Raw genomic sequence first — 13766 nt, forward strand, 5'->3', positions numbered from 1 at the left:
TCGTTCGGGTCTGTACCATCTTCGTTCTCATCACCGTTAGTGACACCATCACCATCGCAATCGGCGGTCAGGTAATCACCGCTCTGTGGCAGGGTCACATGGTCGGGGTTATAGTCACAAGGATCTAATGGGTTCGTTCCATCCTCGTTTTCATCACCGTTGGTCACACCATCGCCATCACAATCCAAATTTTTCCATTCTTGGGTAGGAGTACAGTTTTGGTGTCCCCAAATAAAATCACAAGGGTCAAAAGGGTCTGTCCCGTCTTCTTTTTCTTTTCCATTGGTCACCCCATCGCCATCGCAATCCAAATTTTTCCATGTGTAAGAGGGAGAACAATTTTGATGCTCCAACACCAAATCACACGGATCCAATGGGTCCGTACCGTCTTCCTTCTCCTTACCGTTGGTCACACCATCACCATCACAATCCAAGTTCTTCCATTTGGTGGTAGGTGTGCAATTTTGGTGCTCCAAAACAAAGCTACAAGGATCTAAAGGATCAGTTCCATCATACTTTTCCTTCCCATTGGTTACGCCATCACCATCACAGTCCATATTCAACCAAGTGGTGGAAGGCGTACAATTTTGGTGTTCGAGTATAAAATCACAAGGGTCATTGGGGTCGGTACCATCAATTACCTCCTGTTCACAGGTTACTCCATCCCCATCACAATCATCAGGATTTCCAATGGAGGCTTCAAACGGATTCCACAATCCGGACAATTTCCACATGGAGACTTTAGATGACGCATTGCCGCCTTCAACTGCAAAATTCAATTGAGAATGGAGGGTATGGGTATGGGTTGCAGCTATGCCGTGAAGAGAAAATAGTCCGAAAACCATGAAAATGGCCATCATACGTGCAAAGCGGACGAATTTTATCCCAGGTTGTACAAAAGTAATTTTTTCCATAAATGATAAGTTTTGGTCAACTGATCACCATGGCTTGTAGCAGTCCTGTAAGTGTAAGAAATTGGGGTTTCTTTTTGTTATTGGTTATTTTCCTTCGACACCATCATCTCCAATTAAGTCACATAGTTAACCTATTTGACGTTTACCACCTATTTTTCTCGATAAAAGGCGATTTCCACAACATTATTTACCATATATGCCTCTTTTACAATCCTGTAAATTGAGGCAAAGGAGAATAAGACCAAAAACCAGCGGAAATTACAGTACTTTTTGGACACCAAGGATATGGAAAGGTTATTTTTTTCCAATAATATCAACAAATGGGAATACCGTTTGAAATAGGTGTTAAAACAGGATAATTCCCCTATTTTTGCCGAAAATTTTGTTGATGGAATTTGAACGGGAAATTGCAAGAAGACGAACTTTTGGGATCATCTCCCACCCTGATGCCGGTAAAACCACATTGACCGAGAAATTGCTCTTGTTCGGAGGGGCCATTCAAGAGGCCGGCGCCGTGAAGAGCAACAAGATAAAGAAATCGGCCACCAGTGATTTTATGGAAATTGAACGGCAACGGGGAATCTCCGTGGCCACATCGGTATTGGCCTTTATCTACAAAGACAAGAAGATCAATATCCTGGATACCCCCGGACACAAAGATTTTGCCGAGGATACTTTTAGGACCCTTACCGCAGTGGACAGTGTAATCGTGGTGATCGATGTGGCCAAGGGTGTTGAGGAGCAAACCGAAAAATTGGTCGAGGTCTGCCGAATGCGAAATATTCCCATGATCGTTTTCATCAATAAATTGGACCGGGAAGGAAAGGATGCCTTTGATCTTTTGGACGAGGTGGAACAAAAGTTGGGCCTTACCGTTACCCCATTGAGCTTTCCCATTGGGATGGGCTATGATTTTAAAGGGATTTACAACATCTACGAGAAAAACATCAACCTGTTCAGTGGCAATAGTAAAAAGAATATAGAGGAAACCATTGCCTTTGATGACATAGATAGTCCTGAACTTGAAAATATTATCGGCACCAAAGCAGCAGAGAACCTTCGCGATAATTTGGAACTTGTGCATGGGGTATATCCCGATTTTGACAAGGAAGCTTATTTAAAAGGAGAACAACAACCTGTTTTCTTCGGGTCGGCCCTAAACAACTTTGGTGTACGTGAACTGTTGGATTGCTTTATCGAAATTGCGCCTCCACCTCGTGCCAAAATGGCCGAAGAACGTTTGGTCAAAGCCAACGAAAAAGATTTCACCGGATTTGTATTTAAAATCCATGCCAATATGGACCCCAAACACCGAGATCGTTTGGCCTTCGTAAAAGTGGTGTCCGGAACATTTGAGCGAAATACACCTTATTTGCATGTAAGACAAGACAAAAAATTGAAGTTTTCCAGCCCCAATGCCTTTTTTGCGGAAAAGAAAGAAATTGTGGATGTTTCCTATCCAGGGGATATTGTTGGATTGCATGATACCGGGAACTTTAAAATCGGAGATACACTTACCAGTGGGGAACAGTTGCATTACAAGGGAATCCCTAGTTTTTCACCAGAACACTTCAGGTACATCAATAATGCGGACCCGATGAAGGCCAAACAACTCTACAAAGGCATCGATCAGTTGATGGACGAAGGTGTTGCACAGTTGTTCACTTTGGAATTGAACGGACGAAAAGTAATTGGTACGGTGGGAGCTCTGCAATATGAAGTGATTCAATACCGATTGGAACACGAATATGGCGCCAAGTGTACGTATGAAAATTTCCCCGTGTACAAAGCGTGTTGGGTAGATCCCGAGGACAAGAACAATGAGGAATTTAAAGAATTCAAAAGGGTAAAGCAGAAATTTTTGGCCACGGACAAACGGGGCCAATTGGTCTTTTTGGCCGATTCACAGTTCTCACTTCAGATGACACAGCAGAAGTATCCCAGTGTAAAATTGCATTACACCTCCGAATTTGAATAATGGCCACTTGGCCCTAATGAAGTATCATTTTTTTGTACATTGTTGGTATACAACCAATAAACACAAAAATTATGACAACAACCGGTAAGCCCCCAATTTCGTTTTGGGTAGTCAGTGTTATTGCCTTTGTTTGGAATTTGATGGGAGTTTTTAACTATCTCAATCAAGCCTACAACCAAGAGGCTATTCTTGAAACATTGGACCAAGCCCAACGTGAAGTTTTTGAAGGAATTCCAGCTTGGGCAACCGCAGCCTTTGCACTTGCAGTCTTCAGTGGAACCATCGGTTCCATTGGGCTCTTGCTTCGCAAGAAATGGGCACGGCCCTTTTTCATCGTTTCGTTTGTAACTGCATTGGCACAATTTATCCATTGGCTTTTTATATCCGATGCCGTGGCTGCATTTGGATCATCTACCTACGCAATGCCCCTATTAATTTTGGCGATTGGCCTGTATTTGATTTCCTTTTCGAAAAGGGCCGCGACCAACGGTTGGTTGAAATAAACCTAAAAACAAAGGCCTTGATCAATGATCAAGGCCTTTTCTTATTTTCTAAGCTTCTCCCGTAGGACCAAAGTTCAATGGGATGGGCGGTTGCTCGTAATCTTTGATCGGGCCATGGGCCTTTTCAAAACGGGCTACATTTTCGTTCAATGCCTTTAAAAATTTCTTGGCATGTTGGGGTGTCAATATAATCCGGCTTTTCACCTTTGCTTTAGGTGCACCCGGCATCAAACTGATGAAATCCACCACAAATTCCGAAACGGAATGGTTGATGATGGCCAGATTGGAATAGGTGCCCTCGGCAGTTTTCTCATCCAATTCTATATTGATCTGTTTTTGATTTTGGTTTTTTTCAGCCATACGTTCAATAAAAATAAAAAACCCTGACCTTATGGCCAGGGTTTGTTTGTATGTTACTATTTAGAACTTGAATTCCTCTTTTCGGGCCATGATCTCATCGTATTCCTCTTTGGAACCTACAATGATGCTGTCATAATCCCTCATACCGGTACCGGCAGGAATCTTGTGTCCGACGATAACGTTCTCCTTCAAGCCTTCCAAAGAATCGACCTTACCGTTTACAGCGGCTTCGTTCAATACTTTAGTTGTTTCCTGGAACGATGCTGCAGAGATAAATGATTTGGTCTGCAACGACGCCCTGGTGATACCTTGAAGAATCGGCGTAGCGGTTGCGGCAACAGCGTCCCTTGCACTCACCAAGTTCTTGTCTTCCCTTCTTAGAATGGAGTTCTCGTCCCTTAGTTGGCGTGCGGTAACGATCTGGCCTGGTTTCAACCTTTCGGAATCACCTGCATCCTCTACTACCTTCATCCCGAAGATCTCATCATTTTCATGGATGAAATCATCCTTGTGCACCAATTGGTTTTCAAGGAAGATGGTATCTCCTGGATCTTGGATCTGAACCTTACGCATCATCTGTCTAACAACCACCTCAAAGTGCTTGTCATTGATTTTCACACCTTGTAAACGGTATACTTCCTGTACTTCGTTCACCAAGTATTGCTGTACCGCAGATGGTCCTTTTATCGCCAAGATATCCTCTGGGGTAATCGACCCATCAGACAATGGCATACCAGCACGTACGTAGTCGTTTTCCTGTACCAGGATCTGGTTGGAAAGTTTTACCAAGTACTTCTTCACCTCGCCCGTTTTGGACTCGATGATGATCTCACGGTTACCACGCTTGATCTTACCGAAGGAAACCACACCGTCAATCTCGGATACAACTGCTGGGTTGGAAGGGTTACGTGCTTCGAAAAGCTCTGTTACCCTTGGAAGACCACCGGTAATATCCCCTGCCTTGGCAGACTTACGTGGTATTTTTACCAAGATTTTACCTTCTTTGATCTTCTCACCATCGTCCACCATCAAGTGGGAACCTACTGGCAAGTTGTATGAACGCAAGGTTTCACCTTTACCATCCTTGATCAACAAGGTTGGGATCAACTTTTTGTTCCTTGATTCGGAGATCACTTTTTCTTGGAAACCGGTTTGTTCGTCGATTTCAACTTGATAAGTAACCCCTTGTTCAATGTTCTCGTATGCAATCTGACCGGTAAATTCGGAAACAATGACACCGTTATAGGGATCCCATTGACAGATTACCGTACCTCTGGAGATTTTCTCACCATCCTTAACGAACAACTGGGAACCATAAGGAATGTTGTTGGTACTCAACGTAATTCCTGTTTTGGCATCGATGATCTTGATCTCTGTAGTTCGGGAAATCACAATGTTGGTTTTGGCACCTTCATTGTTCACTCCTTCCACCATACGCAAATCTTCAATTTCAGCGATACCGTCAAATTTGGACTCCAATTTGCTGTCCTCGGAAATGTTTCCTGCAATACCACCTACGTGGAAGGTACGCAAGGTCAACTGTGTTCCTGGTTCTCCGATGGATTGTGCAGCAACCACACCAACGGCTTCGCCACGCTGTACCATTTTGTTGGTGGCCAGGTTACGACCGTAACACTTGGCGCAGATACCTTGTGGTGCCTCACAGGTCAATGGTGAACGCACTTCTACCCTTTCGATAGGTGCTGCCTCCACCTTTTTCACATCGGCTTCGGAAATTTCCTGACCTGCTTTAAGGATCAACTCCTCGGTCATCGGATTGTATACATCGTGAAGTGATACCCTGCCCAAGATTCGTTCACCAAGGGATTCCACCACTTCTTCGTTTTTCTTCAATGGCTCAACTTCAATACCTCTCAACGTACCACAGTCCTCGATATTGATGATCACATCTTGCGATACATCCACCAAACGTCTGGTCAAGTATCCAGCATCCGCCGTTTTCAAAGCGGTATCCGCAAGACCTTTACGCGCACCGTGGGTAGAGATAAAGTATTCCAAGATCGATAGTCCTTCCTTAAAGTTGGAAAGAATCGGGTTCTCGATGATCTCACCACCTCCTGCTGTGGATTTCTTAGGCTTGGCCATCAAACCACGCATACCGGTCAACTGGCGAATCTGCTCCTTGGAACCCCTCGCCCCGGAATCCAACATCATATATACAGAGTTGAATCCTTGTTTGTCCTCACGGATACGTTTCATGGCCAACTCGGTCAACATGGCGTTGGTAGATGTCCAAACATCGATTACCTGGTTGTAACGCTCGTTGTTGGTGATAAGTCCCATGTTGTAGTTCATCATGATACCATCCACCTGCTCGTTGGCCTCAGCGATCATCTCATGTTTTTCAGCAGGGATGATGATATCTCCCAAACTGAAGGATAGACCACCTTTGAAGGCGAATTCATATCCCATGGATTTGATCTTATCCAAGAAATCGGCTGTCGTTGGCACATCGGTCACAGCTAAAATGTCACCAATGATGTTACGAAGCGCTTTCTTGTTCAATACGGTATTGATGAATCCTGCTTGTTCTGGCACTACAGTGTTGAACAAAACACGACCCACAGTTGTTTCAATGATCTTATTGACCAATTCCCCTTCTTCGTTGAAGTCTTTGGTTCTTACCTTAATACCGGCATTCAATGCAACTTTCTGCTCGTTAAAGGCAATTTCCACTTCTTCGGGAGAGTAGAAGGTCAACCCCTCACCTTTAACAGGCTCTTCTGGAGTGGACTTCTTTTCCTTGGTCATGTAGTACAAGCCCAAAACCATGTCTTGGGATGGTACGGTGATCGGAGAACCGTTGGCAGGGTTAAGGATGTTCTGTGAAGCCAACATCAACAATTGGGCTTCCAAAATGGCCTCTGGCCCCAATGGCAAGTGAACTGCCATCTGGTCCCCATCAAAATCCGCGTTGAATGCGGTACAGGCCAATGGGTGCAAACGAATCGCCTTACCTTCAATCAGTTTAGGCTGGAACGCTTGGATACCCAATCGGTGCAATGTGGGGGCCCGGTTCAACAATACGGGGTGTCCTTTAAGGACGTTTTCTAGGATATCCCAAACTACGGGCTCCTTCTTGTCGATAATCTTTTTGGCAGATTTTACCGTTTTTACAATACCTCTTTCAATCAACTTACGGATGATGAACGGCTTGTAAAGCTCGGCTGCCATATCTTTTGGCAGACCACATTCGTACAACTTCATTTCCGGTCCAACGACGATTACGGAACGAGCGGAGTAATCCACACGTTTACCCAAAAGGTTTTGACGGAAACGACCTTGCTTACCTTTCAAGGAATCAGAAAGGGATTTCAATGGTCTGTTGGATTCAGTTTTTACCGCGGATGCTTTTCTGGTGTTATCGAAAAGGGAATCCACAGCTTCCTGAAGCATACGTTTTTCGTTCCTCAAGATCACCTCAGGTGCCTTGATTTCCATCAAACGCTTCAAACGGTTGTTACGAATGATCACACGTCGGTACAAATCGTTCAAATCGGAAGTGGCGAAACGACCACCATCCAACGGCACCAACGGACGCAATTCCGGTGGAATAACGGGAATAACCTTCATGATCATCCATTCGGGTCTGTTTTCCCTGTTGTCCTGGGACTCACGTAAGGCTTCAACAACCTGAAGACGTTTCAAAGCTTCGGTTTTACGTTGCTTTGACGTTTCGGTGTTCGCTTTGTGTCGCAATTCGTAGGACAACTGCTCCAAATCGATACGCGCCAATAGGTCGATCAAACATTCGGCACCCATTTTTGCGATGAACTTGTTGGGATCGCTATCCTCCAAATATTGGTTTTCGGATGGAATGGACTCCAAGATGTTCAAATATTCCTCTTCGGTCAAGAAATCCATTTTGTGGATCTCTTCCCCTTCAGGCCCTTTGGCAATACCAGGCTGGATGACCACATACCTTTCGTAGTAAATGATCATGTCCAACTTTTTGGAAGGCAATCCCAAAAGGTATCCTATTTTATTTGGCAATGAACGGAAGTACCAGATATGGGCTACGGGAACCACCAAGTTGATGTGACCAACACGGTCCCTACGTACTTTCTTCTCTGTCACTTCAACACCACAACGGTCACAAACGATTCCACGGTAACGGATACGCTTATATTTTCCACAGGCACACTCATAATCCTTTACAGGACCAAAAATACGCTCGCAGAACAACCCATCACGCTCAGGCTTGTGCGTTCTATAGTTTATGGTTTCAGGCTTCAACACCTCGCCACGGGACTCTGCCAAGATGGACTCGGGAGAGGCCAATCCGATGGAAATTTTGTTGAACCTTTTTGGTGCGTTATTGTCTTTTATTCTAGCCATAACAATATGGTGATGATATAATTAATATGTATAGTGTTCTATTCTTCCAATCTGATATCCAAGCCCAAACCTTTAAGTTCGTGCATCAATACGTTGAAAGATTCCGGCAATCCAGGCTCAGGCATTGTTTCACCTTTCACAATGGATTCGTAGGTCTTGGCTCTTCCGATTACGTCATCGGATTTCACGGTCAAAATTTCACGTAGGGTTGAAGAAGCTCCATAAGCTTCCAAAGCCCATACCTCCATCTCACCAAAACGCTGACCACCAAACTGGGCCTTACCACCCAATGGTTGTTGTGTGATCAATGAATATGGTCCGATAGATCTTGCGTGCATCTTGTCGTCCACCATGTGACCCAGTTTCAACATGTAGATTACCCCTACTGTTGCCGCTTGGTCAAAACGTTGACCGGTTCCACCGTCGTACAAGTGGGTATGTCCAAAACGTGGAACACCAGCCTTATCGGTCAGTTCGTTGATCTCGTCCAGAGTGGCCCCATCAAAAATTGGAGTTCCATATTTCTGGCCCAATTTCAATCCGGCCCAACCCAATACGGTTTCGTAGATCTGACCAATGTTCATCCTTGAAGGTACACCCAGTGGGTTCAATACGATATCCACAGGGGTTCCATCTTCCAAGAACGGCATGTCTTCTTGACGAACGATACGTGCAACAATACCTTTGTTACCGTGACGACCTGCCATTTTATCACCAACTTTCAGCTTACGCTTTTTGGCGATGTACACCTTGGCCAACTTCATAATACCAGCAGGTAATTCATCACCTACAGAGATGGTAAATTTGTCCCTTCTTAGGTTTCCTTGAAGGTCGTTCAACTTGATTTTATAGTTGTGCAGCAAATCGGCTACCAAAGCATTGGTATCTTCGTCCGTGGTCCAGCTTCCACCCACCAAGTGCGCAAAATCGTCCACAGCGTTCAACATTTTAATGGTGTATTTCTTTCCTTTTGGAAGTACTTCCTCACCCAAATCGTTGATGACACCTTGCGATGTTTTTCCGTTGACCAATCCGAACAATTTCTCGATCAATACATCTTTTAATTGTTGGAATTTCACTTCGTAATCCATTTCCAAACGGGAAATGGCTTCCTTATCCTCGGAACGTTTTCTCTTATCCTTGATAGATCGGGAGAACAACTTTTTATCGATAACCACACCGCTCAATGATGGGGATGCTTTCAAAGAGGCATCCTTTACATCTCCTGCCTTGTCACCAAAGATGGCACGCAACAGTTTTTCCTCGGGTGTTGGATCGGATTCTCCTTTTGGAGTAATCTTACCGATCAAGATATCACCAGGTTTCACCTCGGCACCGATACGGATCATACCGTACTCGTCCAAATCCTTGGTCGCTTCCTCGGAAACGTTAGGGATATCGTTGGTCAATTCCTCAGCACCCAATTTGGTATCCCTTACTTCGAGGGCATACTCATCGATGTGGATAGAGGTGAAGATATCTTCACGAACCACTTTTTCAGAGATTACGATCGCATCCTCGAAGTTGTATCCTTTCCAAGGCATGAAGGCCACCTTCATGTTTCTGCCCAAGGCCAATTCTCCTTTTTCAGTGGCGTATCCTTCACAAAGTACCTGTCCTTTTTTCACCTTGTCCCCTTTTCTAACGATTGGTTTCAAGTTGATGGAGGTACCTTGATTGGTTTTTCTAAACTTCACCAATTCGTAGGTCTTGGAATCTTCATCGAAGCTTACCAATCGCTCTTCCTCGGTTCGGTCGTATTTAATGGTTATTTTCTGTGCATCCACATATTCAACCGTACCATTGCCTTCGGCATTTATCAATACCCTGGAATCGGTAGCTACCTGTCTTTCCAGACCGGTACCCACGATTGGGGATTCTGGTCGCAACAAAGGAACGGCCTGGCGCATCATGTTCGATCCCATCAAGGCACGGTTCGCATCATCGTGCTCCAAGAATGGAATCAAGGATGCTGAGATGGAAGCAATTTGGTTCGGTGCAACGTCGGTGTAGTTCACTTCTGATGGGTCAACCACCGGGAAGTCACCTTCATCACGTGCAATTACCTTGTCACGCTCGATCGTACCGTCGTCGGCCAATGGAATGTTGGCTTGGGCGATCTTCATACCTTCTTCTTCCTCAGCGCTTAGATAAATGTGATTCTTCACATCTACTTTTCCGTCGGCCACCTTGCGGTAAGGGGTTTCCAAGAAGCCCATGCTGTTTACCTTGGCAAACACGGAAAGTGAAGAGATCAAACCAATGTTCGGTCCTTCAGGTGTCTCGATCGGACACAATCTTCCGTAGTGGGTATAGTGAACGTCACGCACCTCGAATCCTGCCCTTTCCCGTGAAAGACCACCTGGACCCAATGCGGACAATCTTCTTTTGTGTGTGATCTCGGCCAACGGGTTGGTCTGATCCATGAACTGGGACAACTGGTTGGTACCGAAGAAGGAGTTGATCACGGAAGACAAGGTCTTGGCGTTGATCAAATCGATCGGGGTAAATACTTCGTTGTCACGAACGTTCATACGCTCACGGATGGTTCTTGCCATACGGGCCAAACCTACACCAAACTGTTGGGACAATTGCTCACCCACTGTTCTTACACGACGGTTGGACAAGTGGTCAATATCATCAATCTCCGCTTTGGAGTTGATCAACTCGATCAAATACTTAATGATGGTGATGATATCTTCCTTGGTAAGGACTTCTTTGTCCATTCCGATATCCAAGCCCAACTTCTTGTTCATTCGGTAACGACCTACCTCACCCAAAGAGTAACGTTGATCGGAGAAGAACAATTTATCGATGATGCCACGAGCTGTTTCCTCATCGGGCGGCTCGGCATTACGTAATTGTCTATAAATGTGCTCTACCGCTTCCTTCTCGGAGTTGGTAGGGTCTTTTTGCAAGGTGTTGTGGATAATGGCATAATCCGACTGTGCATTGTTCTCCTTGTGAAGCAAAATGGTCTTCACATCGGCATCAATGATCTCGTCGACATGCTCTTTTTCCAAAATGGTATCACGGTCCAAGATGATCTCGTTACGCTCGATGGAAACCACTTCGCCGGTATCCTCGTCCACGAAATCTTCGTGCCATGTGTTCAAAACCCTTGCGGCCAATTTACGGCCCAATACTTTTTTAAGTCCGGCCTTGGATACCTTCACTTCCTCGGAAAGGTCGAAGATTTCAAGGATATCCTTGTCCCTTTCAAAGCCAATGGCACGGAAAAGGGTGGTTACCGGTAATTTTTTCTTCCTATCGATATAGGCGTACATTACACCGTTGATATCGGTAGCGAATTCTATCCAAGATCCTTTGAACGGAATTACCCTTGCGGAGTACAATTTGGTTCCATTCGCGTGGAATGACTGTCCGAAGAATACCCCTGGTGATCTGTGCAACTGGGAAACCACTACCCTTTCGGCACCATTGATCACAAAGGTTCCACTTGGGGTCATGTATGGAATAGTACCCAAATACACGTCTTGCACGATGGTCTCGAAGTCTTCGTGCTCAGGATCGGTACAGTACAATTTAAGACGCGCTTTTAACGGAACGCTGTAGGTAAGTCCACGTTCAATACACTCTTGGATGGTATATCTTGGTGGATCTATGAAGTAATCCAAAAACTCGAGTACAAACTGGTTTCTGGTATCAGTAATTGGAAAATTCTCCATGAAGGTGTTGTAGAGACCTTCGTTCCCTCTTTCGTCAGATTTGGTTTCAAGCTGGAAAAAATCTTGAAATGATTTTATCTGAATGTCCAAGAAATCCGGGTATTCCGGTATGTTCTTAGCGGATGCGAAATTAACTCTTTCAATAGTGTTTGTGAACATCTATGGACAAATTTTGAACGTGAATACTATTCGGGTTTGTGTACGGCTTTATACACTCCTTATTAAAATAGGCTAAGGTCTAACCAAAAACTGGAAAGACCTTAACCAAATTTGTATGGGAAAAGCTATTATTTAAGCTCAACTTCTGCTCCTGCTTCTTCCAATGATTTTTTGATGCCTTCGGCCTCATCTTTGGAAACACCTTCCTTAACAGCTTTAGGTGCGCTGTCAACGATGTCCTTAGCCTCTTTCAATCCAAGACCGGTCAATTCCTTAACCAATTTAACAACTGCCAATTTGGAACCACCAGCTGCTTTAAGGATTACATCGAATTCGGTTTTTTCTTCAGCAGCTTCTTCACCACCACCAGCAGCAGCGCCACCGGCAACAGCTACTGCAGCAGCAGCAGGCTCAATACCATATTCATTTTTAAGGATGTCGGCCAACTCGTTTACCTCTTTTACTGTTAGGTTAACCAACTGTTCTGCAAAATCTTTTAAATCTGCCATTTTTCTATCGTTTAATAAAAATTTTTAAAAATATACTTAGTTTATTGTGCGCGAATTATTTCTCAGATAAGGTCTTAAGGATACCGGCCAATTTGCCACCACCAGACTTAAGTCCGGAAATAACGTTCTTGGCTGGGGATTGCAACAATCCGATGATATCCCCGATAACTTCTTCCTTGGACTTGATGTTCACAAGTGCTTCCAAGTTTTCGTCACCGATATAGATAGCTTCCGCAATGAAAGCTCCTTTCAACAAAGGCCTATTTGATTTTTTTCTAAAGTCCTTGATAAGTTTCGCAGGGGCATTCCCAGTTTCGGACAACATCAATGAGGTGTTGCCTTTCAATACGCCGGGAAGTTCACCAAATTCCTTATCCGAGGCTTCCATTGCTTTTGCAAGCAAGGTGTTCTTAACAACCGCAAGTTTAATATTTGCCTTGAAACATGCCCTTCTTAGGTTAGAAGTGGCAACGGCATCCAATCCTGAAATATCGGCCAAATAAATATTGGCATTTTCAGCTAACTGTGCAGTCAAATCTTCTATTACTGTTGCTTTTTCTTCTCTTGTCATAGTTAAAATATTGAACTACCAGTTAATTAAACTGCTTTTGGATCAAGTTGTACACTGGGACTCATAGTACTTGACAAGTAGATGCTCTTCATGTACACTCCTTTTGCTGCAGAAGGCTTCAATTTTATCAAGGTATCGATCAATTCCTTGGCATTACCCGCGATTTTCTCAGCTGGGAAAGAAGCTTTTCCTATAGCGGCATGTACAATACCGGTCTTATCCACTTTAAAGTCAATTTTACCGGCCTTCACATCGGAAACTGCCTTGGCAACATCCATGGTCACGGTACCGGTTTTTGGGTTTGGCATTAAGCCCCTAGGACCCAATACTCTACCCAATGGACCCAATTTACCCATAACGCTTGGCATGGTGATGATCACATCAACATCAGTCCAACCGCCTTTGATCTTGTCCAAATATTCATCCAACCCTACAAAATCGGCACCGGCCTCTTTGGCCTCTGCTTCCTTATCGGGTGTCACCAAAGCCAAAACCTTAACATCCTTACCTGTTCCGTGGGGAAGTGTTACCACACCACGAACCATTTGATTTGCTTTTCGTGGATCTACGCCCAAACGAACTGCAATATCAACGGATGCGTCAAATTTTACGTTGGTTATTTCTTTTACCAAAGCTGATGCCTCTTCCAAAGAATAGAGCTTGTTCTTGTCTATCTTGGCTTGGGCCTCTTTTTGCTTTTTAGTCAATCTTGCCATTTAATAAC

Annotated in this window: 8 protein-coding genes and 1 pseudogene; 2 read left to right on the forward strand and 7 right to left on the reverse strand. The window is 44.4% G+C overall.

All coding sequences use genetic code 11. From position 1 onward, the window contains the following. Positions 1-914: pseudogene (locus tag EO131_RS00005) on the reverse strand (hypothetical protein); the annotation flags it as partial. 388 nt (positions 915-1302) lie between these two features. On the opposite strand from EO131_RS00005, the gene EO131_RS00010 reads away from it, so the two are divergent. Together EO131_RS00010 and EO131_RS00015 are read left to right on the forward strand one after the other, a co-directional pair. Further along, positions 1303-2892 (forward strand): peptide chain release factor 3, encoded by a 1590-nt coding sequence (locus EO131_RS00010; RefSeq protein ID WP_127018313.1) that lies wholly within the window; start codon positions 1303-1305, stop codon positions 2890-2892. A 71-nt stretch (positions 2893-2963) separates the two neighbouring features. Then, the gene (locus EO131_RS00015; RefSeq protein WP_127018314.1) at positions 2964-3395 is read left to right on the forward strand and encodes a hypothetical protein; all 432 of its coding nucleotides are present in this window, start codon (positions 2964-2966) and stop codon (positions 3393-3395) included. 48 nt (positions 3396-3443) lie between these two features. Here the strand turns inward: EO131_RS00015 and EO131_RS00020 are convergent, their stop codons facing one another. From EO131_RS00020 to rplA, 6 genes are all read right to left on the reverse strand, one after another. Beyond that, a complete protein-coding gene (locus tag EO131_RS00020; RefSeq protein ID WP_127018315.1) occupies positions 3444-3755 on the reverse strand; it encodes a DUF3467 domain-containing protein in 312 nt (103 codons plus the stop codon). 60 nt (positions 3756-3815) lie between these two features. Beyond that, positions 3816-8114 (reverse strand): DNA-directed RNA polymerase subunit beta', encoded by a 4299-nt coding sequence (rpoC, locus tag EO131_RS00025; protein ID WP_127018316.1) that lies wholly within the window; start codon positions 8112-8114, stop codon positions 3816-3818. Between the two features lie 38 nt (positions 8115-8152). Then, complete coding sequence (rpoB, locus tag EO131_RS00030; protein WP_127018317.1) at positions 8153-11962, reverse strand: DNA-directed RNA polymerase subunit beta; 3810 nt, start codon at positions 11960-11962, stop codon at positions 8153-8155. 128 nt (positions 11963-12090) lie between these two features. Then, positions 12091-12471, reverse strand: coding sequence for a 50S ribosomal protein L7/L12 (gene rplL, locus EO131_RS00035; protein WP_127018318.1), 381 nt, complete (start codon positions 12469-12471; stop codon positions 12091-12093). Between the two features lie 55 nt (positions 12472-12526). Continuing rightward, positions 12527-13042, reverse strand: a complete 516-nt coding sequence (gene rplJ / locus EO131_RS00040) for a 50S ribosomal protein L10 (protein WP_127018319.1) — start codon at positions 13040-13042, stop codon at positions 12527-12529. Between the two features lie 26 nt (positions 13043-13068). After that, complete coding sequence (rplA, locus tag EO131_RS00045; RefSeq protein ID WP_127018320.1) at positions 13069-13758, reverse strand: 50S ribosomal protein L1; 690 nt, start codon at positions 13756-13758, stop codon at positions 13069-13071. Positions 13759-13766 lie beyond the last annotated feature (8 nt).

This window comes from Flagellimonas beolgyonensis, assembly GCF_003992615.1.
In the GTDB taxonomy this organism is placed as follows: Bacteria; Bacteroidota; Bacteroidia; order Flavobacteriales; family Flavobacteriaceae; genus Flagellimonas; species Flagellimonas beolgyonensis.

Coding starts and splice junctions, on each gene's coding strand:
- EO131_RS00010 (WP_127018313.1), top strand. CDS start 1,303: ATGGAATTTGAACGGGAAATTGCAAGAAGACGAACTTTTGGGATCATC.
- EO131_RS00015 (WP_127018314.1), top strand. CDS start 2,964: ATGACAACAACCGGTAAGCCCCCAATTTCGTTTTGGGTAGTCAGTGTT.
- EO131_RS00020 (WP_127018315.1), bottom strand. CDS start 3,755: ATGGCTGAAAAAAACCAAAATCAAAAACAGATCAATATAGAATTGGAT.
- rpoC (WP_127018316.1), bottom strand. CDS start 8,114: ATGGCTAGAATAAAAGACAATAACGCACCAAAAAGGTTCAACAAAATT.
- rpoB (WP_127018317.1), bottom strand. CDS start 11,962: ATGTTCACAAACACTATTGAAAGAGTTAATTTCGCATCCGCTAAGAAC.
- rplL (WP_127018318.1), bottom strand. CDS start 12,471: ATGGCAGATTTAAAAGATTTTGCAGAACAGTTGGTTAACCTAACAGTA.
- rplJ (WP_127018319.1), bottom strand. CDS start 13,042: ATGACAAGAGAAGAAAAAGCAACAGTAATAGAAGATTTGACTGCACAG.
- rplA (WP_127018320.1), bottom strand. CDS start 13,758: ATGGCAAGATTGACTAAAAAGCAAAAAGAGGCCCAAGCCAAGATAGAC.